Source organism: Tautonia plasticadhaerens, from assembly GCF_007752535.1.
In the GTDB taxonomy this organism is placed as follows: domain Bacteria; phylum Planctomycetota; class Planctomycetia; order Isosphaerales; family Isosphaeraceae; genus Tautonia; species Tautonia plasticadhaerens.
Map to the genome: position 1 here is coordinate 1778261 of NZ_CP036426.1, position 26394 is coordinate 1804654.

22 protein-coding genes are annotated in these 26394 nt (G+C 70.6%); 11 read left to right on the forward strand and 11 right to left on the reverse strand.

Translation table 11 applies throughout. The features are described 5' to 3' along the window. Positions 1 to 187 precede the first annotated feature (187 nt). Complete coding sequence (locus ElP_RS06910; protein ID WP_197446779.1) at positions 188 to 1018, forward strand: leucine-rich repeat domain-containing protein; 831 nt, start codon at positions 188 to 190, stop codon at positions 1016 to 1018. Positions 1019 to 1030: 12 nt separating this feature from the next. On the opposite strand, the gene ElP_RS06915 is transcribed toward ElP_RS06910, so the two are convergent. Beyond that, positions 1031 to 1705 carry an endonuclease III domain-containing protein gene (locus ElP_RS06915; RefSeq protein WP_145267917.1) on the reverse strand — a complete coding sequence of 225 codons (675 nt, stop codon included), beginning with the start codon at positions 1703 to 1705 and terminating at the stop codon, positions 1031 to 1033. Between the two features lie 145 nt (positions 1706 to 1850). Between ElP_RS06915 and ElP_RS06920 the strand changes: the two genes are divergently transcribed. The 5 genes from ElP_RS06920 (at position 1851) to ElP_RS06940 (ending at position 9926) form a co-directional block, all read left to right on the forward strand. Then, complete coding sequence (locus tag ElP_RS06920; protein ID WP_197446780.1) at positions 1851 to 3119, forward strand: c-type cytochrome; 1269 nt, start codon at positions 1851 to 1853, stop codon at positions 3117 to 3119. 62 nt (positions 3120 to 3181) lie between these two features. Then, a complete protein-coding gene (locus ElP_RS06925; RefSeq protein WP_197446781.1) occupies positions 3182 to 4159 on the forward strand; it encodes a tetratricopeptide repeat protein in 978 nt (325 codons plus the stop codon). A gap of 279 nt (positions 4160 to 4438) precedes the next feature. After that, positions 4439 to 5458 (forward strand): KpsF/GutQ family sugar-phosphate isomerase, encoded by a 1020-nt coding sequence (locus ElP_RS06930; protein WP_145267920.1) that lies wholly within the window; start codon positions 4439 to 4441, stop codon positions 5456 to 5458. 9 nt (positions 5459 to 5467) lie between these two features. Continuing rightward, positions 5468 to 6055 carry a KdsC family phosphatase gene (locus tag ElP_RS06935; protein WP_231749529.1) on the forward strand — a complete coding sequence of 196 codons (588 nt, stop codon included), beginning with the start codon at positions 5468 to 5470 and terminating at the stop codon, positions 6053 to 6055. A gap of 256 nt (positions 6056 to 6311) precedes the next feature. Next, positions 6312 to 9926, forward strand: a complete 3615-nt coding sequence (locus ElP_RS06940; protein ID WP_145267921.1) for a hypothetical protein — start codon at positions 6312 to 6314, stop codon at positions 9924 to 9926. 180 nt (positions 9927 to 10106) lie between these two features. Here the strand turns inward: ElP_RS06940 and ElP_RS06945 are convergent, their stop codons facing one another. Both ElP_RS06945 and ElP_RS06950 read right to left on the reverse strand, forming a co-directional pair. After that, positions 10107 to 11234: a tagatose 1,6-diphosphate aldolase gene (locus ElP_RS06945; protein ID WP_145267922.1), complete on the reverse strand. Its 1128-nt coding sequence runs from the start codon at positions 11232 to 11234 to the stop codon at positions 10107 to 10109. Between the two features lie 216 nt (positions 11235 to 11450). Continuing rightward, the gene (locus tag ElP_RS06950; RefSeq protein ID WP_145267923.1) at positions 11451 to 12863 is read right to left on the reverse strand and encodes a hypothetical protein; all 1413 of its coding nucleotides are present in this window, start codon (positions 12861 to 12863) and stop codon (positions 11451 to 11453) included. 421 nt (positions 12864 to 13284) lie between these two features. Here ElP_RS06950 and ElP_RS06955 point away from each other — a divergent pair, with 421 nt between their 5' ends. From ElP_RS06955 to ElP_RS06975, 5 genes are all read left to right on the forward strand, one after another. Then, entirely contained in the window at positions 13285 to 14088 is an 804-nt protein-coding gene (locus ElP_RS06955; protein ID WP_145267924.1) for a PEP-CTERM sorting domain-containing protein, read from the forward strand. A gap of 511 nt (positions 14089 to 14599) precedes the next feature. Then, the gene (locus ElP_RS06960) at positions 14600 to 15004 is read left to right on the forward strand and encodes a WD40/YVTN/BNR-like repeat-containing protein (protein WP_197446782.1); all 405 of its coding nucleotides are present in this window, start codon (positions 14600 to 14602) and stop codon (positions 15002 to 15004) included. 257 nt (positions 15005 to 15261) lie between these two features. Beyond that, positions 15262 to 16197: an alpha/beta fold hydrolase gene (locus ElP_RS06965; RefSeq protein WP_145267926.1), complete on the forward strand. Its 936-nt coding sequence runs from the start codon at positions 15262 to 15264 to the stop codon at positions 16195 to 16197. 500 nt (positions 16198 to 16697) lie between these two features. Next, complete coding sequence (locus ElP_RS06970) at positions 16698 to 18515, forward strand: IPT/TIG domain-containing protein (protein WP_145267927.1); 1818 nt, start codon at positions 16698 to 16700, stop codon at positions 18513 to 18515. A gap of 329 nt (positions 18516 to 18844) precedes the next feature. Further along, entirely contained in the window at positions 18845 to 19363 is a 519-nt protein-coding gene (locus ElP_RS06975) for an SHOCT domain-containing protein (RefSeq protein ID WP_145267928.1), read from the forward strand. Positions 19364 to 19552: 189 nt separating this feature from the next. Here the strand turns inward: ElP_RS06975 and ElP_RS06980 are convergent, their stop codons facing one another. The 8 genes from ElP_RS06980 to ElP_RS07015 form a co-directional block, all read right to left on the reverse strand. Continuing rightward, positions 19553 to 20053, reverse strand: coding sequence for a CAP domain-containing protein (locus tag ElP_RS06980; protein WP_145267929.1), 501 nt, complete (start codon positions 20051 to 20053; stop codon positions 19553 to 19555). A 456-nt stretch (positions 20054 to 20509) separates the two neighbouring features. After that, positions 20510 to 21400: a KPN_02809 family neutral zinc metallopeptidase gene (ypfJ, locus tag ElP_RS06985; protein WP_145267930.1), complete on the reverse strand. Its 891-nt coding sequence runs from the start codon at positions 21398 to 21400 to the stop codon at positions 20510 to 20512. A gap of 168 nt (positions 21401 to 21568) precedes the next feature. Next, on the reverse strand, positions 21569 to 22153 hold the full coding sequence (locus tag ElP_RS06990; RefSeq protein ID WP_145267931.1) for a hypothetical protein: 585 nt from the start codon (positions 22151 to 22153) through the stop codon (positions 21569 to 21571). 131 nt (positions 22154 to 22284) lie between these two features. Continuing rightward, a complete protein-coding gene (locus tag ElP_RS06995; protein ID WP_145267932.1) occupies positions 22285 to 22536 on the reverse strand; it encodes a hypothetical protein in 252 nt (83 codons plus the stop codon). Between the two features lie 210 nt (positions 22537 to 22746). Next, positions 22747 to 23328 (reverse strand): Maf family protein, encoded by a 582-nt coding sequence (locus tag ElP_RS07000; protein ID WP_145267933.1) that lies wholly within the window; start codon positions 23326 to 23328, stop codon positions 22747 to 22749. 16 nt (positions 23329 to 23344) lie between these two features. Beyond that, on the reverse strand, positions 23345 to 24580 hold the full coding sequence (locus ElP_RS07005) for an enolase C-terminal domain-like protein (RefSeq protein WP_145267934.1): 1236 nt from the start codon (positions 24578 to 24580) through the stop codon (positions 23345 to 23347). Between the two features lie 154 nt (positions 24581 to 24734). Continuing rightward, positions 24735 to 25793 carry a hypothetical protein gene (locus tag ElP_RS07010; RefSeq protein WP_145267935.1) on the reverse strand — a complete coding sequence of 353 codons (1059 nt, stop codon included), beginning with the start codon at positions 25791 to 25793 and terminating at the stop codon, positions 24735 to 24737. A 22-nt stretch (positions 25794 to 25815) separates the two neighbouring features. Further along, positions 25816 to 26388: a Uma2 family endonuclease gene (locus ElP_RS07015; RefSeq protein WP_197446783.1), complete on the reverse strand. Its 573-nt coding sequence runs from the start codon at positions 26386 to 26388 to the stop codon at positions 25816 to 25818. Between the last annotated feature and the right edge of the window lie 6 nt (positions 26389 to 26394).

Sequence of the window (26394 nt, forward strand, 5' to 3'; positions counted from 1 at the left end):
GCGACCGGCCGCCGTCGTGTCAAGCGGCCGGGGCCGATCGGCCGTCGGCCCCTTGATCGCCGCGGCGATCGGCGGCAGGTTAGTGATATCCGGGGGGATTGGGGCCATCCGGGCCCGATGGCCGGCCACCCCGGCGCAGCCAATTCGGAGATCAACACGACCGATGGACCACCGGAGGATCCCCGCCATGAGCCGACACGCCGCGATCGCCCTCGCGCCGCTGGCGGCCGCCCTGTCGCTGGCCCTGGCCGCCCCCCGTGCGGCGGCCGCCGAGGGGCCGTTCCCCGACGCCAAGCTCGAGACCGCCGTCCGGGAGGCCCTCAAGCGAGGACCCGACGCTGCCCTGGACGACGACGCCCTCCGAGACCTCTACATCCTCGAAGCCCCCTCCGCCGGGATCGCCGACCTCGGTGGCCTCGAGCGCTGCCCCAACCTCGCCCTGATCGACCTGAAGGGGAACGACGTCTCCGACGTCGGTCCGCTCAAGGACCTGGAGAACCTCCAGTCGCTGGATCTCTCGGGCAACGAGGTGGAGGATCTCGGGCCGCTCGCCGGGCTGGAGAAGCTCCAGTACCTGGAGCTGAGCGACAACGCCGTCTCCTCGATCGAGCCGCTCGCCGGGCTGGTCAACCTGCGGTCGCTCTACCTCTCGGGCAATGAGATCGAGCAAATCGGGGCGCTGGCGAAGCTCACCCGGCTCTCCTCGCTCTACCTCGGCGGCAACGCGATCGTCGACCTCTCCCCGCTGGGGACGGTCACCCGGCTCTCCACCCTCGACCTGAGCGGCAACGCCATCGAGGATGTCTCCCCCCTCGGGTCCCAAACCGACCTCCGGATGCTCTTCCTCGGCGACAACCCCGTCACCGACCTCGGCCCGCTGGTCTCCTGGGCGTCCGAGGATGCCGAAGGGCCCAAGCGATTCGCCCCGTACCTGGAACTCTACCTCGGCGGGATCGAGGTCCCCGACGACCAGCTCGCGAAGTTGGAGGAGGCCGGCGTCCGGGTCCACCGGGGTTGACCCGGCGGCCGATCAGCGGGACGCCTCGACCCCGACCCGTTCGCACATCGGCCGCAGGGGACACGTCGAGCACCTCGGCCTCCCGGCGGTGCAGGTGAACTTGCCGAAGGGGACGAGGCGCTCGTTGATCTCGATCCAGTAGCGCCGGGGCAGGACGGCCGCCAGCGCCGCGGCGGTCTTCTCCGGCGTCGACGCGCGGACATAGCCCCATCGATTGACGATCCGGTGGACGTGCACGTCCACCGCGATCGCCGGCACCCCGAAGCCGACCGCCAGCGTCAGCGCGGCGATCTTCGGCCCGACCCCCCGGAACGCGGTCATCCCCTCGATCGAGTCGGGCACCTCCCCCCCGTGCTCGTCGACGACCCTGCGGGCGATCTCCTTCAGGTCCCGGGCCTTGGCGGCGGGGAATCCGACCCCCCGGAGCAGCCCGACCAGCCTCCCCTCGTCCATCGCGGCGAGTCGCTCGGGCGTGCGGGCCTCCTCGAACAGGCGGAGGCAGGCGGCCAGGGTCGTCTCGTCCCGGGTCCGGGCCGAGATCAGGGCGCCGACAAGCTGCTCGAACGGCGAGTCGTAGCCCCGGTCCCTCAGGTCGAACATCGCCGCCTTCGGGTACGGGGCGACGGCGACGCGCAGCCGCCGGAAGGCCTCGTCGATGTCGAACGGCTCGGTCCGGGGCTCGGACATCTGGGCACCTCGGGGCGCTCGGGCCTCGGTCAGTCGGGGGTCGGCGGGGGCCGATTGTGGAGCGAGTTCGACCCGCACTATCATAGGGAAGTCCCCGCCGCACCGAGACCGCCCCGGCCCCGATCACCGACCGAGACCTCGCCCGATGCCGCTGACCGCCTCGCTGGTGCTCGCGATGACCGTCGGCCCTCGGGCCGACGACTCCATTCCGCTCGCCTGGCCTTCCGGGCCGATGGAAGTCCGGGTCGCCCTGGCGGGACCGATCGGTTCCGACGAGGCGGATGACGCCGTCGGGCGGCCGATCGACTTCCGCCCCCCGGGCGGGACGGGCGCCGACCCCCCGATCGGAACCCTCCGCATCGCCGGGGCCCGACTCGAGGACGAGGGCCGGACGCTCGTGCTGCTGACGGATCCCCACCCGGCCGAGGCGTCCTACGCCTCCGAGCTGCCGGGCGGGCTCGGCCCGCTGCGGTACGACCTCTCGGGCGTCGAGGCCACCTGGACCGCCGAGGGAGGGGCCGAGCCGGGCTGGGCCGGCTGGTTGCCGGACCTGGATCTGGACCGGTCCCGGGACCTGACCCGGGGCTCCGCCGAGCACGACCGGGCCTTCGACCTCCTCGGGACGCCGGGCACCCTGACCCTCCGGACCCTGGTCGCGCTGCCCGAGGGGCAAATCCCCCTGGCGGTCGAGGCCGACCGATCGTTCGAGGCCGAGGTCGCGTTCCTCCCGCTGGACGTCGGCCCGGGGCACGAGGCCGAGGGGGTCGTCGACTCGTTCGGCGAGCCCTCCGAGCTGTTCCTGACCATACCGACCGGTCCCGGGCCCGGTGCCGAGTCCGACCGTGGATTCCCCTCGCTCCGGGTCTCGTTCACGCCGGCCGAAGGGGAGCCGGCCCGGCCGATCACCCGGTCGGACCAGATCCTCCCCTGGGCGCCCGCCCCGCCGGCCGGGTCGGCCGCCGTGCCCCCGCTGCCCGATGCGCTCGAAGGGGGGGACGCGACCCGGGGCGAGGCGGTCTTCTTCGCCGAGAAGGGGAAGTGCTCGGCCTGTCACCGGGTCGGCGACCGGGGCGGCGAGGTCGGGCCGGACCTGACCGGGATCGGCGACCGGCAGGACCGGGCGGCCCTGTACCACGCCATCGAGGCCCCCAGCGCCGCCATCGAGCCGGCCTACCTGCCCTACACGGTGGCGATGGCCGACGGCCGGGTCTTCTCCGGCGTGGTCCGGGCCGACGGGGGGGATCGGATCCGCGTGCTCGACGCCGACGCCAAGGCGGTGGAGCTTGACCGTGCGGAGGTCGAGGAGATCCGGCCCGTCTCCACGTCGATCATGCCCGTCGGGCTCGTCGGCGCCCTCGGCGAGGAGGATCTCCGGGACCTGCTCGCCTACCTGTCCGGTCTCCGGGGCGGATGATCGGTCGTCCCGGCGCATCGGGGGTGATCGGGTCGGGCGTGGGATGCGGAGGGAGGGGCATCGTGCGGAACCTCGTCGTCTCGATCCTGGTGCTGTGCGGATTGGGCGCATGCCTGATGATCCTCTCCCGGACGGCCGCCGAGCCGGCCGGACCTGCGGCCGAATCCCCCGACCCGGGGGGACCCCTCGAAGAGACGGACGACCTCGAAGTACGGGCGGAACGCCACTTCCTCAGGGGGGATTACGAGGAGGCGGCCGGGACCTACCGCCAGGTCGTCCGCCGGCAGCCCGACGACGGCCTCGCCTGGGTCCGACTGGCCTACGCGACCCACGAGCTGGGCGACTACGAGGCCGCCCTGCCGTTGCACGAACGCGCCTCGGGTTTCCCGGAGAATCGGGTCGCTTCGCTCTTCAAGCTCGGCTGCGCCCTCTCCCGACTCGGTCGGGTGGATGCCGCCATCGAAGCGATCGAGGATGCGGTCGAGGTGGGTTACCGGGACCGGGGCCGGGCCGAGCACGAGGAGGACCTCGCCCTGATCCGCGACGACCCCCGCTTCCGGACCCTGCTCAACCGCATGGCCCCTCCCCCCCCCGGCCGGGCCCCGCTGGACGTCCTGATCGGCCACTGGGCGCTGCGGGACCCGGAGAGCGGCCAGATCGCCGGCTTCTCGACCGTGCAGCGCATCGAGGACTCCCACGTCTACCTGGAGCAATGGAGCACCTTCGAGGGCGGCATGGGACGGGGGATGGCCTACCTCGACCCAGAATCGGGGAAATACGAGCTGATCCGGGTCGATGCCCAGGGGGAGGTCCACCGCCTCCGAGGCTCGTTCGACGACGGCACGATCCGGCTCGACGGCGAGCGGGTGGTCTCTAGCGGGAGGACGACCGACCTGAGGGTCTCCTTCGAGCCGCAGTCCGACGGTCGGATCCTCAGGACGTTCCTCGAATCCGAGGACGGGAGCGGGGGCTGGTCGGCGATCTCCCGGAGCATGCTCGTCCCCGAGGATCCCGCCTGGAGGATCCGGGGGCCTCGATGACGCCGGGGATCCGGATCGCGCGACACGATCGGTCCTGCCCGTCCCGGACGTTCCCGACGCCCGGGTCGGCGACGCAAGTCGGTGCGGCCGTCGGGCCGATGAACCGTCGAGGAAGCGTGCGTCCGGGGCCGATCGTCTCGCGTTGACGGGGACAATCCGATGGGCTATGGTGCCGATCCCGGCCCGGCGGGCCGCTGGCGGCCCGATCCGGCCCGGCCCGGCCCGGTGGATCGGGCACCAATCCCTTCCCCGGCCCATCGGCGTGCAAGGAGGCACCGGATGGCCACCGTCATCGCCGCGACCCCGGCCGCCTCGCCGTCCGAGGCGCTGGACTTCGCCCGGGGAGTGCTCCGCGTCGAGGCCGAGGCGATCCTCCGGGTTTGCGGCCGGCTCGACGGCTCGATCGCCGAGGCCGCCGGCCTCATTCATCGCTGCCCGGGGAGCGTGGTCGTCACCGGCATGGGCAAGGCGGGCCTGGTCGGCCAGAAGGTGGCCGCGACCCTGGCGTCGACCGGGACGCACGCCTTCCCGCTCCACCCGGCCGACGCCTTCCACGGCGACCTCGGCCGCATCCGGGCCGGGGACCTCGTGCTCGCCCTCTCCCAGAGTGGCGAGACGGAGGAGGTCACCCGGCTGGGCCCGGCCGTCCGGCGCCTGGGGGCCGGGCTGATCGCCCTGACCGGGAGCCCGACCAGCACCCTCGGCCGTCAGGCCGACCTCTGCATCGCGCTGGGCCCGATCGCCGAGGCCTGCCCGCTGGGACTCGCCCCCTCGGCGAGCACCACGGCGATGATGGCCGTCGGCGACGCGCTGGCACTGCTCGTCAGCCGGATGCGGGGCTTCCGCCCCGAAGACTTCCTCCGCTACCACCCCGGCGGCAGCCTTGGCCGGACGTTGACTCGGGTCGAGGAGGTGATGCGGACCGGCGACCACGTCCGGACCGCCGACCCCGCCGAATCGGTCCGGGCCGTCTTCGTCCGCCTCGGCGGCGCCCGGCGGAGGAGCGGGGCGGTCCTCGTCGTCGGCGAGGGCGGGACGCTCGCCGGCATCTTCACCGACAGCGACCTCGCCCGGCTGTTCGAGCGGCGCCGGGAGGCGATGCTCGACCGCCCGATCGGCGAAGCGATGACGACCGGCCCGGTCGTCGTTCACGCCGGGGCGTCGATCGCCGAGGCGGTGGATGTGCTCCGCTCCCGAAAGCTGAGCGAATTGCCGGTCGTCGACGACCATCGTCGGCTCGTCGGCCTGGTGGACATCACCGACCTGATCGGCCTCGGGGCCGACGACCTCGAATCGTGAGGCCGCCGCATGCCCCAACCGATCGAAGTCCCCGAGGAACTGGCCGCCCGCTGCCGGCCGATCGCGCTGCTGGTGCTCGACGTGGACGGGGTGATGACCGACGGGATCATCGCCCTGGACGACCACGGGATCGAGACGAAGCGGTTCTTCGTCCGGGACGGATCCGCGCTGGCCCTCTGGCGGATGGCCGGGCATCGGGGGTCGATCCTCTCGGGTCGATGGGCCCCGGCCGTCGAGCGGAGGGCGGCAGAGCTGGGGCTCTCGCCGGTGATCCAGGGGGCGAAGGACAAGGGGGCCCGGCTGGTCGAGTTGCTGGCCCGGCTGGGGCTGGGGCCGCATCAGGCCTGCATGATGGGGGATGACCTGCCGGACCTGCCCGCCCTGAGGGTCGCCGGGCTGGCCGCCTGCCCGGCCGACGCGGTGCCGGAGGTCCGGTCCCGCTGCCATCTCGTGAGCAACCGACCGGGCGGCAGGGGGGCCGTCCGGGGGGTGGTCGAGGCGATCCTCCGCGCCCAAGGGCGTTGGGACGACCTCGTCCGGTCGTATCTCGAACCGGAAGGGGAACCGGCCCGGGACGATCCCGGGCCGTCGGGTTGACCGGGAGGAGGAGCGCGGCCGACGATCCCACCCCCTTCGCCAGGAACCTGGCGAGCGGCGATGGATCAGCAGCGGCTCTCTGTCGTGGCCTCGCCCCGGGGGCAAGCCGCCTGGCCCCGGCGGGCGAAATCCCCCGATCTCCGGGTTGATTGCCACGCGGATTGCAAGGGCGGGATCGGGAAGCCCAGCCGATCAACTCCCGAGCCGACGGGGCCGGGGGCCGAGGCGAAGCGAAGACCGGATGCGGAACGAGGACATGATCCGAACCGTCCGAACCTTGGTCACGTTCGCCTTGCTCCTCGCCGGGTACTTCGGCTATGAGCATTCCTACGCCCGTTTCGCCGCCCTGTACCGGTCGGCCGAGCCTGCCCGGGCGCCCGGGTACGACCTGAGGCCGTCGGTCTCGGTCGGCGCCCAGCAGGCGTCCGAACTGGCGCTCCGGGTCTTCGGGGAGCACCACTGGACCAGCGGGTCGGTCAGCGACGTCACCCGCTATTACAACGTCGAACGCGGCTACTGGATGTACTGGAGCGCGTTCGAGTTCCCCGACGACCACGACCGCAAGCGGATCGTCCTGGCCCCCTTCGCCGTGATCTGGGGCTCGAACAAGGACGGCAGCGTGAAGGTGATGTCCGGAGACCGGGCGATCATCGACTTCGACCAGCCGTTCAACCTGCTCGGCGCCGGGCCGAAGCCGAGCGTGGTCCACGCCAAGATCGAGGGGATCGACGAGCACGTCATGATCCTCGACGACAAGGCCACGCCAGACCCGGCCGACGACCTGATCGTCACCATGCCCTATGCCGAGTACTTCGAGAAACAGATGCAGATCCGCTGCGACGAGCAAGTCCAGCTCGTCGAGGGCGGCTACAAGGTCTCGGGCCGGGGGCTGGTGATCGCCCTCCGGCCGCCGGAGACCGGCGGCGGGTTCCCCGGCGCCGAGGTGGTGACGCTCAACGAGGACGTGGTCATCACGGCCGACGACGTGGGACGCTCCGGATTCCTGCCCGGCAATGCCCTGCCCGAGCAGCAGCAGGACGCCTCGACCGACGGCGACGCCCCGGCCGTGGCGATGACCCCCGGCCGGATCACCTGCGACGGCCCCTTCCGGATGCAGATGCCCAAGCCCAGGCTGCCGGCCCGCGTCGGCCCGCCCGCGCCGGGGCAGCCGACGATCGCCGAGTTCTCCCGCAACGTGGTCATCGAGCGGGGAACCGAGCAGCCCGACCGGATCACCGGGGACCACCTGTATGCCCTCCTCGTCCCGAGAGATCTCCCCCCCGAGCCAGTGACCGAGAGCGGGGAGGTGGCCGACCCCGCCCCCCTCGCCGAGCCCGACGCCCCCCCCGGAGAGTCCGGCGGCGGGCTCCGGCTGCTGGAGGCCCGGGTCGACGGCCACGTGGTCTGGCTGGAGTCGATCTCGGAGCGGGTCCGCTGCCGGGGCAACGAACTGATCTATCGGAAGCCCAAGGAAGGGGCGCCGGAGGTCTCGTACTTCCGGGCCAACCCCGGCCAACAGATCGAGTTCGAGCGGCTGGAGCTGGACGGCCGGCTGGTGACGATCCTCTCCGCCGACGCCACCCTCCACGGCGACCCGGAGCACAAGGGCCGGTCGACCATCATCGCCCGGGGGCCCGGCCAGCTGGAGATGCGGTCGGCCCAGGGGGCGCCGGTCGACCGCTCGGCCCGGTGGCGGGACGAGATGGTCGTCGAGACCTCGCTGGCAAGTGCGGGGGGGGGCGAGGACGACTCCCGGACTTTCATCACCCTGCAGGGCTGGCCGATCCTGAACGACCCGAAGCAACTGACCCTCGCCGCCCGGGACAAGGTGGTCGTCAGCCTGACCCCGCGTCCCGAAGACCCGGCGGGCCGGGCCGAAGAGACGGCGGAGGAGGGTGGTCGGTCGTACCGGATCGAATGGGTGTCGGCCCTGGGTGACGTCCACATGCTCACCCCCGAGGGGGTCGATGGGCCGGCCGTCGCCGGCGCCTCGGCATCCGGCAAGCCGAAAGGCCGCCGGGAGTTGAATGCCCGGGAGAAGCTGGACGTCGTCTTCACCTACCTCGACGACCCCGAAGCGGGTTCGACCGGGACAGGCGTGATGGCCTCCGCCCCCGGGCAGGCGGCCCCTCGGACGGTCCTCGCTTCGCAGTCCGGACCGACTCCGTCGCCCGCCGGGGCCGCCGCGCCCCCGACCACTGGCTCGGGAGGGGAGACGGTCGCGGCCGAGGTCGAGCCGGGCGAGCCGAGCCGCCCGTTCTCGGCCGAGGCCGACCTGGTCTGGGCCCGGATCGAGGTGGTCGGCGACGGGCCGGGCCTCGACCTGACCGGCTCGGGCGGCGGCAAGGGCGAGGTCCGGGAGGCCCGGTTGCGCCGGGACGTGGTCATCCACCAGGACCCCGCACCGGAGCGGGAGGCGGGGTTCCACGTCGAGGCCGACCACGGCGTCGACCTCCAGAACGTCGGACCCGGCCGGTTGAAGGTCTACGCCCACGGCGAGCGGCGGCCGGTCACGGTCGCCTCGGACGACGTCTACATCCAGGGCTTCCCCGAGGCGACCCCCGAGGGGAGGACGGTGGTGCTCGGGGTCGACCAGGCCCACGACTACGCCTTCGTCCAGGGACCCGGGCGCCTTTGGAACCTGACCGACCGTGCCTCGATGGGTCAGCTGGCCCGGGCACCCGGCGACCGGGAGCAGTCCCCCGACGAGAACCGGGAGCCGATGATCGTCACCTGGGACGAGGCCATGATCTTCCACGGCCAGTACGCCCGGCCGGACGGCGCTCCGGGGCCGGCCCGCGCCCTGTTCCTGGGTGACGTGAAGTCGAGGCACGGGGACTCCGGGGCGCTCTGCCAGGAGATGGAGGCCATCTTCGATCGGCCCATCTCCTTCGACCGCGACCTCCCCGGACAGGGCGGCGAGGGATCTGACCGGCAGACGCCGCAGCAGCAACAGCAGGATCGGATCGAGATCGACTCGGTCATCTGCAACGGCCAGGTCGAGCTGTGGAGCGTGGTACCGAACGTCGAGAACCCCGACGCCTTCCCCTACAAGGAACTCCGGCAGGCCTTCGGCGACTCGGTCACCTACGACCGCCCCGCCGACCGCTTCTGGGCCGACGGCGCCGGGACGGTCACCGTGGCCACGCTCGGCGACGGCAAGGGCGGCGGCCCGGCCGAGGGGATCCGGATCCTGCCGACCTCGTACCAGGGCGGCCAGGGGGTGGCGGATGAGAACGTGTTGCCCGCGGCGAGCCCGAGGCTCCACAAGCTCCGCGTCGACTTCAACGAGGGGCTCGAGGGCCAGCTCGGCTCGGCCGGCGGGGGGTATCGGGTCGCCGAGTTCCGGGGCGACGCCCGGGCGCTCCGGGCGCCGGTCGCCCAGTTCCGGGACGAGCTCGACTTCGACCGGCCGCCCCCCCAGTCCGTCCGGCTCGATGGCGACTCCATCTACGTCGAGCACATGCCCGCGGTCACGGGGATCCCGGAGCGGAGCTTCATGAAGGCGTTCGGGACGGCCCAGGTGAGGTCCGACGACAAGACGCTGATCACCGACGTGATCACGTTCGACTCCAACACCGGCCTCGCCTTCGCCAAGGGGACCCCGGCCACCCCCGTCACCATCGCCACCCAGGAGGCCTTCGGCCAGCCGACGAGCCGGACCTCGGCCCGGACGGTCATCTTCAATACGAAGACCGGCGAGATGGAGTCGATCGACCCGGGCCCGAGCATCTTCTTCCGGCCCAAGACCGGATACCGGATCGGCGAGACCCAGCCGACTCCCGAGACCCCCGAGGCCGAACTCGAGCGGCCCAAGGCCCGCCTCCCCGCCCGCAACGACATGGAGCGTCAGGGCTTCACCGGCAACTGACCCGACCCCGGGCGGCGTCGCCCGGCACCGCATTTCCGCCCCTCTCCCCCGTCTGCGGGGGAGAGGGTGGGCGTAGCCCGGGTGAGGGGGATCGGACGACGGGCACGGCGTGGCGAATCCCCGGAGTCCCCTCACCCCAACCCTCTCCCCGCGAGCGGGGAGAGGGGGCAGGGAGACGGCTCAGTAGACCTCGCCGGCCCGGACGACGTGGCCGGAGGCGCCGCCGGCCGACTCGGCGTGTGGGGCGTAGCGGAAGTGCCAGCCCTCGGCGGCGCGGATGCCCTGGAAGTCTTCCAGGGTCAGGCCGTACTTGGCGAACCAGGGGGAGCCGCTCTCCTTGACGATCGCGTCGGCCTCCTCGACCCGCTTGGCGCCGGTCTCGGCGGCGAACTTCGAGCGGGCCTCGGCCCCGTCTTCCTGGAAGTACTCCTTCCAGAAGGCCCGGCCGCCCAGGATGCCCGAGGCGCCGCACTCCATCGCCATGCGGACCTGCACCAGGTAGTCGGCGTAGTCGACGCCGGCCGACAGCAGCACCCAGGGCGTCTGGCTGCACTCGGAGAGGGCCAGCAGGTTGTCCCGGAGCTGCTCCTCCGACTCGTGCCCGAGCGTGCCCGGGAACTCGGCCTTGTACACGTCGCACCAGCGCGAGAGCTGCCGGGCCGACTCGATCACCGTCTCGGCCTTGCGGTTCAGGAAGCTGGGGTCGGTCTTCTTCTCGCCGTCGAGCGGGAAGGCGACCGGCTCCAGCAGCAGGAGGATGTCGAACTTGCGGCAGTCCTCGTAGATCTTCTGGATGAAGTCGAACTGGTGCTGGCCGCTGTCCAGCTCGGTCGGCTCGAAGGGGGCGAGCAGCTTGACGACGTCGACGCCCATCAGCTTGATCTTCTCGACCGACAGCCCCGGCTCGATCGAGCCGAGTGGGCCGCCCCGCTTGTTCTTCGGGCCGCCCGACTTCTCGATCCGGACGATCAAGCCCTTCTCGGGGGGCACGGCACAGGAGGCGATGGCCGGCCAGGCGCCGTAGTAGGCGTCGATCAGGATGCCGCTGGCCTTGGGGGCCATGTGGCGGACCATGTCGAGCTTGGCCTCGACGACCTCGTCGAAGGTCGGGTCGCGGTCCTCGCCCTTGGCCTTGAGGCCCTTCTTGGCCAGGTCGATCATCGAGCTGTTCTGGTCGAAGGCGACCATGGTCAGCGTGCCGTTGGGATTGCTGATCCGCTGCAATCCGCGGAGCTTGCCGGGGGTGAGGCCCCGGCCGAGCAGGACGGTGGCGCCGAGCGTGGTGGGCGAACTGGCGGCGACGGACATGGAGGCGTTCTCCTTGAGCAGGGTGGGACGTGTTCGGTCGGGATTGCGGTGGGGGGAGGCTCGGGGACGGGCCCCGATCCGGTCGGCGCGCAATCATTCCGCTCCGGCCGAGATGGCCTGGTCGGCCGCGAGTCTAGCATCCGGCGGCCTCGGCGTTCAAGCGCCCCCGGCCGACGGCCCCGTGCCGCCCCGATCCTCCCTCCCGCCGTCCCGGGGTCATCGCCCCGGCCCCGGCACCGTCCCGCCCGCCGGACTCCGGCCGTCCCCGACGGTCCCCGGGCGGTCCCGGCCCGGACCGGGAGGGGATTGGGCCGGGTCGGTGCGCCCAAACTCGCCCGGGTTCCGTCGCACGCGCACTCCGCGCAACTCATTACCAGGAATACCATTTCGCCGAACCTCGCCGGACCTCGGCTCCCGCGAAATGGGTTCGGTCCGCACCGGCGCACCGGTCGAGGGGACGAGGAGGCTCGGCCCGTGTCCCCCGGGGCCCGACTCGCTCCCGCCGGCCGGTTCGGCGCGGGTCGGGGTCGGCTCCGGAGGGCTCGACTCATCTTCTTCGGGAGCGACGCCGTCTCCGACCGGCTCGACGTCCGGGACCGCGGTCGGGATCTCCCGGATGCGCTCGAATCCCGGTGGTGCGGGGTCGGCATCGACCTCGCACCACCAGCCGCCCCCCACCGGGGCCCGGGGGATGCTGCTATGCCGGGCCTCCTTGGCCAGGTCCAGCAGTTCCTTCCGGCGGCGGTCCCGCAGGTTCAGGAACAGCCGGACGGCGGCATTGGCCGAACGGTCGGCCGCCACCTCGTAGCGGTGCATCAACTGGCCCTCGTTCGATGGGTCCGCCGCCGCGGCCTGCAGCGCGACGGCCCGGCCCTCGGGCCCCTCCACCTCCTCCCACGACTCGGCCCGCAGCCCTTCGAGCCGCCGCACCTGCTCGGCCACGAACCGGGAGAGGGTGGCCCGGGCGTGGGACGGGTCGGTGGGCAGCGACCCCTCGGCCTCCAGCCGGGGCAGCGCCGTCACCTGCGTGGGCGAGGCGGCCCCGGCCAGGATCCAGAGCCGGCGGACCTCCCGGTTCGCGTCGGGGCCGGGCAAGTAGTCCGGGAAGCCGAGCAATGCCTGGGCCTTCAGCACGGCCCGCTGGTCCCAGCCCTGGCCCAGTTGCAGCGGGGCGTCCAGCGATTGCCACCGGCGGATCAGCCAGTCGCAGCCGAAGGCGGTCCCCTCCAGGTCGAGCACCGTGTTGCTGGGGTCCTTGACGAGGTCCTGGGCCTTGCGGCGGGCCCGGGCCTGCCGCCGCTTCTCCCAGCCGGCCAGGGCCTTCAAGGCGGCCTCGCGGCGGGTCTGCTCCCGTGCTCGTTCGATGCGGTCGAGCTTCACCGAGCAGGCGGCGGCGCGGCGGGCGAGGTGGCGTTCGACGACGTTGGCCGGGCCCATCTCGCGGTCCCAGCGGGCGAGCTGGGCCTCGAAGGCGGCGCGGTCCTCCTCGGGGACGACGACCTGGGCGGCGAGGCCGTGGACCAGGCCGTTGCGGCGGCTTCGGAGCTTGCCCTCGGCCGTCCTGGGTCCGGTGGACCGGACGGCGTTTCGGCGGTTGGCCTCGACCTGCTTCTGCGACGGCGTCGTCATGGGGGTGATCTCCAGGGGTGCCCGGGCCGCGAATCGGCCCGGCCGGGCCGGGGTGGGACGGCGTCGTCCCGCGCGATCGGCGTCGGCCGTACACCCTTAAGATCAGGGGATCGGGCCCCGGCAGTCACTTTTTCTCCCGAACGGGCCGAGAATCCCGATCGGCCCCGATCATCCCCGGCCACCCGTCGCCTTCGAGGTGGATCCTTCGTGCGTAGCCTTCGCACGTGTATGCACGGCGGATCCCGGGATTCTCCTTGAAATCTCCGGCGATCGAGGCCAGATTGAATTCGACGCCCGGGATTAGACGAGGGTGCAGTCGTGTTGTACCACGAACCTTTGGATGTCGGTATGTCGCAAATGCGATGAATCGTGCACCGAAGCACGGTTAGGCGGCTCCGCATCCATCTCGGAGGGCTCACCCATGAAGCGGAGAAGGACGACGTTGTCTCGATGCTGGTCCGGCGTGCTGCTGGCCCTGGGCTTGGCGACGCCTGTCGTGAGAGCCGAACCGATCGTGCTGTACGAGACGGGCTTCGAGGCGTCCGAGGGATTCGCCGCCGATCAGGACCTCGTTGGACAGGGCGGGTTCGTCTCGCGGCTCGGGCTCAATCCTGACGCCGCCACGGTCACGACCGAGAACCCCGCGACCGGCAGCCAGGCGGTCCGCATCGACGGCGCCCTGCTGACGGACCCGAATCCGATCGGGAACTTCGCGGGCGGCTACTATCCGCTGCTGAATTATGACTTCGTCGCCAACGGCACCCCGGTCATCGAAATCTCGGTCGATGTCCTACTCGTCGTCCTGGCCGACGTGGAGCAAGACATCGAGGCCGGCGTCTCGGCATACGACAGTCAGGGGAACTCCTACGGCTCATTCGTCCTGGGGGGGCCGGACGCCCCGGCCGGGGAGTACGGCTACTTCAACATCCGTGCCGTCTATAATTTCGCGACCGGGATCGGGTCATTTTACCTCGATGACGTGTTCTCGTTCTCGACGCCGTTCTTCATGGATGAGACGGACAACATGACCATCAATCCCGCGCTCTCGGCCTTCGGGGAGGAGGCCCCGCCGAGCGACTTCGTCGCCTACTTCGACAACTTCCGGGTGACGGCCTCGGCCGTGCCCGAGCCCTCCTCGGCGATGCTGGCGGCCTTGGGCGGCACGATCGTCGCCGGCCTGGCGATGCGGAGTCGTCGCCGCCGATCCGCCCTTCGATCGTCTTGAAGCCGATCGGGCGGGTGGCACTGATGACTTGCCCACCAGTGTGTTCTTGCAAATGCGGGCACTGGTGGGCAAGCCACCAGTGCCACCCGCCGTGCGCTGCAGCGGACCCGGCCCGCCGCGGACGGCTCTCTCACATTAGCATGCTTTCCCTCGGCGGGCCGGTCCGCTGAGCTTGGTTGTTAGGCCCGAAATGAAGGAGGAATAACCGACAATCATTCACATAATCATAATTTGTCCACGCGGGGAGGGCCGACGCCGCTGCGAAGGAACTGCTAGCCGATGGCCTCGGGCGGTTTCCGGAGGTTTGCAGGGAAGTTCACGGGGTTCAACCACCAATCGCATGAATCCTCGGATGTCCGGATCGGGTTTCCAAGACACCCGCATGGGCCATAGGCCCGGAGGAATCCATCGTGGGTGCGTCCGGAGTACGATTCCCAGGAGAGTCCGTCATCGACCCGTCGATGCCGATGATCACGAGGTCCCGCATCGTCCTTCCTTGGAGATGCTCGGGTTGGTCGCCTTGATCGGGCTGCTGGCGGGGCCGGAATCCCGCGTTGCCGCCGGCCCGATCGGTTGGGCGGTGGGCGACCTCGGTACGATCCTGCACACGACCGACGGCGGCGCCAACTGGAGCCCCCAGGTCAGCAACACGACCGACTTCCTCTCCACCGTAGATTTCATCGACGCCAACACCGGTTGGACGGTGGGTGGGAATCATTCCGGTCCTGGCAACTCGATCCTGCACACGGCCGACGGCGGCGCCACCTGGACCGCCCAGGACATCGGCACGACCACCTTCCTCACCGGCGTGGATTTCTTGCCGGCGGCGATCCCCGAGCCGGGCAGCATGATGCTCGTGGCCAGCGGCCTCGGCAGCCTGGCGCTGGCCTGCTGGACCCGACGCCGGCGGGGCTGAGCCGCTTCGAGGAGACATCGCCGATTGATTTTGCGGCGGGGTGGCTGGGGTCGCCCTCGACCCCAGTCGACCGGCGTAGCCTGGGCGACCGGACTGGGGTCGAGGGCGACCCCAGGCACCCCGCCGATAGGCCGGACAGGCGACGTCCATGCCGGATACCGTTAATATCTGCTTTGCATCTGCCCGGTTTGGAAGGCAGCGATCACGATCGCCAGGCCGGTTCACCTCGAAGACACCCCCTCGGAGGAGACACGCCCTTGATCCGTCCGCTCGTATTCGCCGTCGTGGCGCTGGCCTTCGGCGTCCCGGCCGCCGCGCAGCAACCGGCCGTGCTCCACAAGACCGTCAAGGTCGGCGACCTGGACATCTTCTACCGCGAGGCGGGGCCGGAGGACGCGCCGACGATCCTCCTGCTCCACGGATTCCCGACAAGTTCCCAAATGTTCCGCATGCTGATCCCGGACCTGGCGAACGAGTATCACGTCGTCGCCCCCGACTATCCCGGCTACGGCCACAGCTCGATGCCGACGCACGATCAGTTCGCCTACACCTTCGACAACCTGGCGAAGGTGATCGACGAGTTTACCGAGTCGATCGGGCTGACCCGTTACGCCCTGTACGTCCAGGATTACGGGGCGCCGGTGGGCTATCGCCTGGCGGCGGGGCACCCGGAGCGGATTACTGCCCTCGTCGTCCAGAACGGCAACGCATATGACGAGGGGCTGGACAACGACTTCTGGAAGCCCATCAAGGCCTATTGGGCTGATCCCGCGAGCATGGAGAAGCGGGACGCCCTCCGCTCGCTGCTCTCCTACGAGGCGACCATCTGGCAGTACATGACCGGGGCGAGGAATCCCGAACTGGTGAGCCCCGACGGCGCGGCCCACGACCAGTTCCTCCTGGACCGTGAGGGCAACGACGAGATCCAACTGGACATGTTCCTCAGCTACGGCAGCAATCCGCCGCTTTATCCGAGCTGGCAGGCGTATTTCCGCGAACACCAGCCGCCCATGCTGATCGTCTGGGGGAAGAACGACCAGATCTTCCCGCCAGCAGGGGCGGAGCCGTACAAGCGCGACCTGGAGACGCTAGAGTACCATCTCCTCGACGCCGGGCACTTCGCCCTTGAGACGGATGGCGAGGAGATCGCGAAGCTGATGAAGGACTTCCTCGGCAAGCACGTGAAGGAGTGACCCGAACGGGAGCTTCGGGATGGAGTTCGACACGCGTCAGGGTGCCACCGGCTCCGCCGGCGGGGTGGCTGGGGTCGAGTGTGCCGAACTGCTGCTTGACGAACTGTTCGGTGAACGCGCCTGAGGTTGCGGCGGCGGGGCACACGCGAACAAGAAATTCTCACGTCTATGGATTACGAGTGAAGCCCGGCAGTGCTGCCGGGCCGAGGCGTGTCCCGGGGAAGTCGGGGCCTGGCTCCGGTCCGGCTGAGGGTCGGCTTGGCCGCGTGCCGGGGACATTTCCCAATGTCACCACGCTATTGACACTGGTCGCAACGTGGTCGAGAGTCGGGGAGGCCGCCCGGTCGGGGGCATCTCGCCCAGGTTCCGTAACCGGCCGGCGGGTGGGGAGTTGCACCGCAGCCCGACGAACCCGGAGACACTCGACGATGACGCGCCCGACTCGACGACCGACGCGCCGCCCGACTCGCCCCTGCCTCGAGCCGATCGAGCCGAGGGTGATGCTCTCGAACGTCGCCGTCGTGGGGGACATCCTGACGATCGAGGGGACTCCCGGGGCGGATCGGATCCTGATCGGCCCGGGGGGGGAGGCGTCGACGGTCCGGGTCTTCGTCGACGGGAGGGCAATGGGCCAGTTCGGCCCGGTCTCGGGGATCGAGGTGGACGCCGGGGACGGGAATGACCTCGTCGTGCTGGGGCCGAGGGTCGCCCTCTCGGCCGTGATCCGGGGAGATGCGGGGAACGACCAGCTGAGGGGAGGGTCGGGGCCCGACCTCGTCTTCGGGGGGGAGGGGGACGACCTGCTGGTCGGGACCCTCGGCAGGGACGCGCTGGACGGGGGGCCGGGGAGCAACCGGGTCGTCGTGCCCAGGAGCATGGGGACGATCCGGGTCTCGGAGTCGGTCGGGGGGGAGGCGCTCCGGGTGCTCTCGCTGGCCTACACGATCCGGCCGATCGGCGGGCCCGGGGTCGGATCGGGGCCGGTCGTCGTCTCGGCGGAGGACCTGGACGACCCCCTGGTCGCCTCGGCCGTGCGGGAGGCGTACGAGGCCGGGGAGACGGTGGCGCTGGCCGACGCCGCCCCGGAGCAGGCCGACCGGCTCCGGGGCCTGCTGGGGCACCGGGGCGGTTCGAGCCCGGGAGGGGGCGTGGGGTCGGCCGAACTGATCACCTTCCGTCGATCCGACCGGGGCGACGGCCGGACGCACGAGGAGACGGCCACGCTGCTGCCGAGGGCCGAGGCCGAGGGGGCCGGCCCGGCGGGACATCACCGGGCGGACCGGCAGGCCGTCGGGTTCCTGAGCACGGTCTTCTCGGGGAGGCCGGTCCTGCCCGATCCGGCGCCCGGGGAAACCCCGGAGCAGGACCTGATCAGCATTGCCGACTCCTACCAGATGAACTACGCCGGGCAGGACTCGTACGGCAACGCAGTGCAGCTGACGAATCTCATCTGGTCCGTCCGCTCGTTCGAGCACTCCCTCGACGTGTATTACGTGCTCCAGGAGGTGGACTACCACATCGAACCGCTGGCGAGACGTTCCGGGTACCCCGGCATCCTGACCCAATGGGACAACACCGCCCTGAGCAACAACATCGGCATCGTCGGCTATCCAAAGGTGATCCAGACGAGCCCGCCGACGACGATGGAGGCGACGACGCTCACCAGCAGCGTCAGCTATACCGTGGGCGGCAGCGCCGGCTGGAACCAGATGCAGGGCCTCAACGCCTCGGTCTCCGGCAGCGTGACGGTGACCAACTCGAAGACGACGACGATCCCGCCGATCGACATCACCAACAACGTCGGCGTGACCTTCGGCGATACCCTGTGGGACTACGACGTGAATGAGCTCCCCAAGACCGCCGAGACCGTCACGCTGTTCAACCAGTGGATCTGGGAGGTGAAGTTCTCGGAGTATACCTCGGACCAGCAGACCTTGCAGTTCTATTCCGAGGCGGACCTGAACGCCGCGTACTTCTCGTTGCCCAAGGGGTTCAACTCCTCGCTCACGGTCTCGATGAACTCGAATCCGCCCCTCCCCTTCGGCGACACCTTCTCGCTCCAGCAGCCGGTGGTGACCGCCGTGAATCCGGACGAAGTCGATTCCGGGAAGACGTTCACGGTCTCCGGGGCCGGGTTCTACCCGTCGCTGGTCGAGGACGTGCTGATCGACGGCGAGTCGGCCGCGTTCACCGTGGTGAGCGACACCGAGATCACCGTCGTCGCTCCGCAGGAGCTCGGCTTCGAGCTCCCCGTGGTGGTCCGGACCTCGGAAGGGACCTCCAACGACGACGTGACGATCGCCATCGACGACCTCTGATCTCGGCGGCGGGGCGGCCTGGCGGATTGCGGGGGCCCGGGTCGGGTGCCGCCGGATCCGCCAGTGCCCCGGGTCGTCAGGCCGCGGGCGGAGCCGGACGCACCCAGCATCAGCCGAAGGCGGATGTGTTCGGAGTCGGATCGGCGGATCGTGGGAGCGACGCGACGGGGTTCCCGGCGTTGGCACTGCTCCGGAGCAGCCCGGACCGAGATTGCAGGACCGGTGGCACGCGGCCTCCGAGGGACTATCCGGGGAATCCGTCGAATAATCCGATTTGCCGCCCGAATCCCGGATGGAGCCCGGATTCCCGTCACTTCGAGGGCGACACCATGGATAAGCTGGAACTCGACGCGCGCGTGGCCAAGCTGGAGCGTCGCTTCGGCCTGATGATCGTGGCCTTGTTCATCGTCCCGGCCGCGATCCTGCTGATCTCCGTCGCCAGGGGTGGTCGCGTGGACGTCGCCCGTGCGGCGACCGTCGTCTCCGTGCCGACGCCGCACCCCACGCCGACCGTATGGGAGACGCCCGCCCCGGAGCCGTTCCTGGGCGGCATGGGGGGGATGATGGGCATGATGGGTTCGATGGAAGGAAGCATGGCGGCGCTCTCCCATGAGCTCGCCACCCTGACGCAGCTTCGAGACGAGGGGGTCATCACCGAGGAGGAGTGGCAGGCCAAGAAGGCCAAGATCCTGGAAGAGCCGCTGAGCCCCGGCGACCTGCGCACCGACCTGCAACTGGTGCAACAGCTCTCCGACACCGGGGCGATCTGTGAGGAAGAACGCACCGCGCTCCGGGTGCGGCTGCTGGGCCTCGACGAGCCGGGCGGCGAGGAGATGCAGGGTTACTGACGAATCGCCCCGTGAGGGGGGATGTGTCGGGAGCGGAGGGATTGCCCGGAGGGGAAGAGGTCCGATCGGCAACATTGGATCGGTTCGGGACGGTCGCTCGGGTGGGGAGGCACGGGCGAATCCCGGCGGTCCGGGCCCCCGTACCGGACCCGGACCGAACGGAGGCGAAGCGATCGGCCGGGGCCGGGATCACCGGAGGTTCATGGTCCAGTAGGGGCCGGGGCCGTGGGCGATACCGAACCGGGTGGCCGAGGGGGTGAGCATGTTCTGGGCGTGGGCGGGGGAGGTCATCCAGCTCCGGGCGATATCGAGGACGGTGGACTGGTTGTAGCCGCAGTTCTGGAAGAAGTTCGAGAGGATGTGGTGGCCGAGCCCCTGGGAGCACTGCGCGGCGTTGTTCTGCGAGGCCCAGGCCGAGAGGTTCGGGTCGTAGGCCACCGGCGGCAACCCGGCCGAGGCCCGGTAGGAATTGAGGATGGCGGCGAATCCGTAGGGGTCGGCGGGAGGGAGTTCGGGCTCCGGCTCGGACTCGGGATCGGGGGACGCCGGAGACGGGACGTGCAGGACGGCGTGGTCGAGGGCGCCGTCCCGGGGCGGTCGGGCCGGCCCGGTAGCGTCCCGGGACAGGGCGAACGAGGGGGCGAGGGTCAGGATCAGGGCGGCCGTGATGGACCTGGTCGGCTTGATCATGGCGTCTGGCTCTCTCCGCGATGGGTTCGTTCTCGACCCCCGAGGCGCGCACGACGATCGGGGCCAGCTCGGGTGGCACTTCCAACCGAGTCGGTGCGGGCGAGGGGTCGTCGGGATCGGGGAGGACGAATCGGATGGGGCGAGGGCGGTCGGTCGGGCCCTTGCCTGCGATCCTTCGGGGTGTGATCCCTGGTGCTGCGCTCAGCCGATCCAACGCAACGGCCGGACCAAACTGCCGCAACCTGCGAGAAACAGGAGAGGTGGGCGGTTTACGGATCCGGTCGTGCGGGTCCCGACGGATCCCGGGAGCGGGTCCAAGGCTTCGGGGCCGTTCCGTCGGCGCGAGTTACAAGGGGCTCCAGGGAAAAACGTACAAACCAGGGAGTCTCGGGCAGCTTCGCGGCCCGGGTCAAACCGATCAGATGGGATGATCGGGAGGGTGGAATTTGGAGGGGATTACAGGGAGTCGTACGGGGTGGACATGGTGTCTTCGAGGCGGTCGAGGTCACCGGTCTCGAAGCCGAGGCGGAACCATTTGACGCGCTGGTCGGAGGAGCCGTGGGTGAAGGAGTCGGGGACGACGTAGCCCTGGGACTGGCGCTGGAGGGTGTCGTCGCCGATGGCGTTGGCGGCCCGGAGGGCCTCGGCGAGGTCGCCGGGCTCCAAAATGTCCTTGGAACGCTCGGCGTGGTGGGCCCAGACCCCGGCGAGGAAGTCGGCCTGGAGTTCCAGGCGGACGGACCAGCGGTTGGCCTCGTCCTCGGACCGGGCGGAGCGCTGCCGGGAGCTGATCTCGTCGGAGATGCCGAGCAGGTTCTGGACGTGGTGGCCGACCTCGTGGGCGACGACGTAGGCCCGGGCGAAGTCCCCCTCGGCGCCGAAGCGGTCGCTCAATTCCTGGAAGAAGCCGAGGTCGAGGTAGACCTTCTGGTCGAGCGGGCAGTAGAAGGGCCCGACGGCCGAGTCAGCGAAGCCGCAGCCGGAGCGGGTCCCGCCGGTGAAGAGCTGGAGCGTGGGCTCCCGGTAGGGTTGGCCGATTTCCGACGAGAAGAGGGAGTTCCAGACGTCCTCGGTGTCGGCCAGGACGACCGCGACGAACTCCTTCTGCTCCTCCTGGGCGGGGTCGACCGGCGCCCCCGCATTGCCGCCGCCGCCTCCACCACCGCCTCCACCGCCGCCGCCGGGAGGGGGTGCCTGATCGAGCAGGGCGCGGGGATCGACCCCGAGCAGGATCAGGACGACGACCAGGATGACCGAGCCGGCGCCGCCGCCGATCGCGAGCCCTCGGGCCGGGGCGCCCCGGCGGTCCTCGATGTTGTCGCTCTGCCGCCGGCCTTGCCATCGCATCGGTCGCATCCCCTCCCCGGGGCCGACCCGGACCGAGCCGGGCATCGCTGGCCCGGGGTCCGGGGAGGCAATCGGGACCTTGAACTTAGTGGAGCCGGTGTGCCGGCAGCAAGGGTCGGGCCGGAAATCCGACCGGGATCGACTCGGCCCGGCCGAGCCCGGGCGGTTTCAGAGCCAGCCGAGCGCGTCGAGGGCGGCCAGGTGCTTGCAAAGCTCGGCGGAGAGGTCGGCGATCTGGTAGGTCCACTCGGCGCAGTCGCACTGGGTGGAGCCGTCGGCGAGCCGGCACGCGTGGTACGGGCCGTCCTCGTGGGGGGGGAGGCGGGTCAATCGCCAGATCCTCGGGGCCTCCGGCGCGTCGGGCAGGCGTTGGACCCGGTAGGTCTTGCCGTCGACGACGATGAGGATCGCCAGGGGGGTGCCGTCGGGCGTGTGTCCCAGGGTCAGGACCGTGGCCGGTGGCTCCTCCAGGGCGGCGTCGAGCGCGAGGAGTCCATACCGGGCCCGGAGGCGATCCCAGGAGTTCCGGGCCTCGGCCAGTGCCCCCCGGAAAGACCAGGTAGTCTCGTGGAAGGGCCCGAGGTGCTCCTCGGCGGCGTCGAGGTCGGCCTCGGCCACGTCGACGATCATCCGGGCACGCTGGGCCAGTTCGACGGTCTTGAACTCCAGGTCGGGAGGCGGGATGGGCCGAGACCGCGCGCGGCGCCCCGAGGAGGTCCGGGTCGTCGGGGGCTGCCGGACGGGCATGGCCATGACCGTTCCGCTCCGAACCTCTCGTCGACGGCCCTCCCGTCCGACTCAAGCCCCCGGGTCATCGAGGCCCCGCCGATCGGCCGATGGGGGGGCTCCCGGATCCGGGTCGTCCCGGGCCTGGTCCGGGACGATCAGGCCCCGTCGGTCCCGGGGGCGACGACGAGGTGGAGATACCGCCTCGGGTCGGACCCGGCCGGGCCCTGCATCGATCGGACGAGATAGGTGCGGCCCGATCGATCCAGGGTCGCCCGGGGGTGTTGGGGGGGCGAATCGGGCAGGGCCGACGCCCCCACCAGGCAGACTTCCCGGATCGAGGGCCGTTCGGTGCGTCGGGCCGGTCGGCTCCGGCCGAGGTCGGTTCGCGAGGCGATCGGGGTCGACATCGGTGTCCCTCCGTGCGGCGTCCGCCCCGGTGACACGTCGGGGCGGCCCCGTCAGAACGGGTCTGACCTGTACAATCGGCCTCAGTGTACTGAGCACCAGGCCGGGTGACAAGCGTGCAACGGAGGGTTTGTATCGAATATCCCGGCGTACAGCACTCCGGGGTGCGAGGGGCCGACGCCCGGCCGACCGGCGGGCGCGGCCGGGGCGGGTCAGGGGATGGCGAAGCCGAGATCCCGGAGCAGCGAAGTGAGGGCGATCAGCGGCAGGCCGACGATGGCGGTGTGGTCGGCGCACTCGATCCGGTCGAAGAGGGCGATCCCCCGGGATTCGAGCTTGTAGGAGCCGGCGCAGTCGAGGGGACGGTCGGCGAGGACGTAGCGCTCGACCTCGGCCCGGGTCAGGGGTCGGAGATGCAACCGGGCGACGTCGGTGTGGCGGAGCGTCCGGTCGCCGAGGCGGACTGCCATCGCCGTGATCAGCTCATGCGGCCTTCCCGACATCATCAGGAGTTGCTCGACCGCCCGATCGGGGGTGCCCGGCTTGCCGAGCACCCGCCCCTCGAAGGAGACGAGCTGGTCGGAGCCGATCACGGCCGCCCCGGCGGCGGCATCGAGTCGGGCGACGGCGTCGGCCTTCGCTTCGGCGAGGCGCTCAGCCAGCCGGGCCGGGGTCAGGCCGAGCGCCTTGACGGCCTCCTCGTCGACGCCGGGGGCCAGGCAGCGAAAGGGCAGGCCGAGGCGTTCGAGCAGGGCGCGGCGGTAGGGGGAGGTGCTCGCCAGGATCAGGTCCATCGGCGTCCTCCGGGGGTCAATCGGCCGAGACGGTCCAGGCCTCGTCGGCGTACTTCGACGCGAAGACGTCGTCGCGGAGGACGAGCCCGTTGCCGGGGGCGTCGGGCACCCGGAGCAGGCCGTCTCGGAAGGTGAAGGCGGAGGTGTCGAACAGGTCGGAGGTGCTGGTGTCCCACTCGGCCATCAGGAAGTTCGGGATGCCACGGGCGAGGGTCGCCTGCATGAACACGCCGAGGTTCGAACCCCAGTTGTGGGGCGCCAGGCGGGCCGGGGTGCCGGACGCCTCGATCCGCCGGGAGAGCTCCCACTGGAGCGAGAGGCCGAGGGCCCGGATGTCGGGCTGGAGTACGTCGAGCGCCCCGGCGTCGAGGTAGGGGTCGAAGTGGTCGACCTCGCCGGCCGACTCGCCGTCGGCGACCAGGGTCCCCAGGCCCCGGCGGGCGATCTCGGCCTTGAAGCGGAGGTCGGCCTCGACATCCTCCGGGAACATCTCCTCGGCGAAGAAAAGCTCCGTCTCGATGGCGTCGAGGAAGCGGAGGGTCTCGTCAAGGTCATAGCCGTTATTGGAGTCGGCCATCAATCGGACGTCGGGGCCGACGAGGCCGCGGATGGCCTTGATGACCTCGACGTCCCGATCGAAGCCGGCGGATGGCTCCATCCATTTGTAGCCGCGGCCGACCTTGACCTTGAAGGCGCGATGGCCCCGCTCCATGCCCTGCTCGACTTCCTCCAGGATCCGGGCGATGCCGCGGCCCTCGTGCTCGGGGATCAGGTCGGCGAAGTAGATGCTGCCGTCGTAGACGGGCATCCATTCCGGTCCCCGGCCGCCGATCAGCTCCCAGGCCGGTTTGCCGAGGGCCTTGCCGACGAGGTCGAAGAGGGCGTGATCGGCCCGCCCGATGGGTCCGACGGCGCCCCGCCCCGAATCCCAGAGCTGGTCGAGGGTCATCCCCACGAGCGACCGGGCCGCCTCCTCGGAGAGGTTGCCGACGCCGATACCCTCGACTCCCTGGTCGGTGGCGAGCCGGAGGCAATGCTCGGAAGTGGTGTCGCCGTGGACGTCCAGGTGCGAGTTCTTGCCCACGAGCTTCGGCCGGGGGCAGACGTGTCGGAAGCTGGTGACGGAGGTGATGCGGAACCGGCGGAGTTCGTCCGAGGCACCGTCCCTGCTGGTTCCGGCGCCGGATTGAACTCCGATCGCCGAGGACGCCAGGCCCAAGCCAAGCGATCGGAGGAAGGTGCGGCGCTGCATCGGTCGATCTCCTCGGGCGTCGATCTTGCCTCGCGTCGCCTTGGCGGGGTGCCGGGCGACGCGGCCTCGACGATCACTCTGGCGGGCCGAAGGGGTGGGGTCAAGCGGCCGCTCCCCGCCCCTCGGCTCCCCGAGGGTGATCCGAGCCCGCCCGTCACGCCCCGCTTCCTCTAGGCCCTCCCCGAGGGGGAGCGAGATGCGTGACCTTGCAGCTCGGGCCGTCGATGATGGCTTCAAGGCCGGAGCGGAGGTCGTCGATCAGTTGGCGGAACAGGGGGCCCTGTAGGGGGCCCTCGATCAGCACTCCGATGGAGCAAGAATGCTCGGATCGGGTCCGGATGGTGATGCCGTCGATCTCGAAGCAGCGGGAGAGGAGGTCTTCGTCCACGTCGTCCGGCGAGGGTTCGCCGACGCGACGGACAATTATGTGCGGGGTCGACCGCGGCAGGAGGTACGAGTCCCGTTCGGCCCGGCGGAACCGCCTGGAGGACTCGAGGTCCCAGTGCTCGGGGGCGATCCGAACCTCGACCCAATCGCTGCGCTCGGTCAGGCGCTCCCAGCGGCCGTCGTCGAGGTGGAGGCGGAAGTCATCGAGCGAGCGGCGAACGAGAGGTTGATCGTCCCGGATCTCGAAGAGATTGCCCCCGGAGACGTCGATGGCGTTCCGGCCCGGGTCGAGGGTGGCCGAATGCTTAAAGATCCAGCCCGGGGGAGTGCCGGAGGTGGGGACTGGGGTGATCCGGTAGGTCTCGGTGTCGAGGGAGAAGACGGGGGTGGTGCCGGGCCTCCGCTCGTCGAGGTAGCCGAGGCAGCCGACGATGAAAATCCGGCCGTCGACGAGGGTGGCCGAGTGGAAGTCGGTCGGCGGGAAGACGTCTCGGGGATAGCCGAAGATGGCGGGAACCTCTCCGGGAGCCTCGACGATGACGTGGTTGTAGATGCAAAAGTCGGGGTCGTAGAAATCCTCGTGCTCGCCGCCGACGCGGATGATCCGGCCGTCGGGCAGCTCGGTGCGGGTGAATCCCATGTCGCCGATGGACCACTCCGGCTCGCCGTCGGGCTCGGGGCCGGCGTCGAACTCCTTGCGGAGCCGGTATGGCCAGATCCCCTCTCGGAGGATCCAGTCCCAGAGTTCCAGGCGGAACCGCTCCGGGTTCGATCGGCCGAACCGGCGGTGCCGCTGGGCGAGGAAGACGTCTCGGGTCGGCTTCATGGTCGAGAGCCCGGGTGGTCGGTCAGCGTCGGGGGGGGAACAGCTGATCGACCATCGGACGCCAGCCGGGGACGGCGGGTTCGGCGTCGGCGGTCTTGCCACTGGCGAAGGTGATGGGCTCGTCGGGGCGGTCGAGGCGGTAGGAGCGGATCACCTCGGCGATCGGGTCGACGTCCCAGACGACGAGGGTGCCGGCCTCGAAGTAGTCTGCCCGCTTGGCGGCGTAGGCCCGGTCAGCGGCCGGGCCGTTGTCTCCCTCGCTGCGGACCTCGACGGCGAACGTGGGGGGGCCTTCGACGAACCTCATCGGGTTCGTTGGCAACGGCCCGGTGTAGAACGCGACGTCAGGAGAGAAGGATTCCCGACCCGAGGACAACTCGGCAACGGCGAAGCCGATGTTGTCGGTGTAGACGACGCCGGCTCCGGCATCGTCGACGTGGTCGGCGAGGCGGCGGTAGATCCGGCCCGCGACCACGTTGGGAAGGTGACCGGTCGGCATGAAGTGGATGATCCTCCCGTCGATCAACTCCGCGTTGCCGTCGACGCGGTGGAGGTCGTCGATGGTTTGTCGGACCTTCTCAGTCGCCTTTCCCACGCGTCG

Excerpts from the sequence above, each read along its gene's own strand:
- ElP_RS06910 (WP_197446779.1), top strand. The coding sequence starts at position 188 with ATGAGCCGACACGCCGCGATCGCCCTCGCGCCGCTGGCGGCCGCCCTG.
- ElP_RS06915 (WP_145267917.1), bottom strand. The coding sequence starts at position 1,705 with ATGTCCGAGCCCCGGACCGAGCCGTTCGACATCGACGAGGCCTTCCGG.
- ElP_RS06920 (WP_197446780.1), top strand. The coding sequence starts at position 1,851 with ATGCCGCTGACCGCCTCGCTGGTGCTCGCGATGACCGTCGGCCCTCGG.
- ElP_RS06930 (WP_145267920.1), top strand. The coding sequence starts at position 4,439 with ATGGCCACCGTCATCGCCGCGACCCCGGCCGCCTCGCCGTCCGAGGCG.
- ElP_RS06935 (WP_231749529.1), top strand. The coding sequence starts at position 5,468 with ATGCCCCAACCGATCGAAGTCCCCGAGGAACTGGCCGCCCGCTGCCGG.
- ElP_RS06940 (WP_145267921.1), top strand. The coding sequence starts at position 6,312 with ATGATCCGAACCGTCCGAACCTTGGTCACGTTCGCCTTGCTCCTCGCC.
- ElP_RS06945 (WP_145267922.1), bottom strand. The coding sequence starts at position 11,234 with ATGTCCGTCGCCGCCAGTTCGCCCACCACGCTCGGCGCCACCGTCCTG.
- ElP_RS06950 (WP_145267923.1), bottom strand. The coding sequence starts at position 12,863 with ATGACGACGCCGTCGCAGAAGCAGGTCGAGGCCAACCGCCGAAACGCC.
- ElP_RS06955 (WP_145267924.1), top strand. The coding sequence starts at position 13,285 with ATGAAGCGGAGAAGGACGACGTTGTCTCGATGCTGGTCCGGCGTGCTG.
- ElP_RS06970 (WP_145267927.1), top strand. The coding sequence starts at position 16,698 with ATGCTCTCGAACGTCGCCGTCGTGGGGGACATCCTGACGATCGAGGGG.
- ElP_RS06975 (WP_145267928.1), top strand. The coding sequence starts at position 18,845 with ATGGATAAGCTGGAACTCGACGCGCGCGTGGCCAAGCTGGAGCGTCGC.
- ElP_RS06980 (WP_145267929.1), bottom strand. The coding sequence starts at position 20,053 with ATGATCAAGCCGACCAGGTCCATCACGGCCGCCCTGATCCTGACCCTC.
- ypfJ (WP_145267930.1), bottom strand. The coding sequence starts at position 21,400 with ATGCGATGGCAAGGCCGGCGGCAGAGCGACAACATCGAGGACCGCCGG.
- ElP_RS06990 (WP_145267931.1), bottom strand. The coding sequence starts at position 22,153 with ATGGCCATGCCCGTCCGGCAGCCCCCGACGACCCGGACCTCCTCGGGG.
- ElP_RS06995 (WP_145267932.1), bottom strand. The coding sequence starts at position 22,536 with ATGTCGACCCCGATCGCCTCGCGAACCGACCTCGGCCGGAGCCGACCG.
- ElP_RS07000 (WP_145267933.1), bottom strand. The coding sequence starts at position 23,328 with ATGGACCTGATCCTGGCGAGCACCTCCCCCTACCGCCGCGCCCTGCTC.
- ElP_RS07005 (WP_145267934.1), bottom strand. The coding sequence starts at position 24,580 with ATGCAGCGCCGCACCTTCCTCCGATCGCTTGGCTTGGGCCTGGCGTCC.
- ElP_RS07010 (WP_145267935.1), bottom strand. The coding sequence starts at position 25,793 with ATGAAGCCGACCCGAGACGTCTTCCTCGCCCAGCGGCACCGCCGGTTC.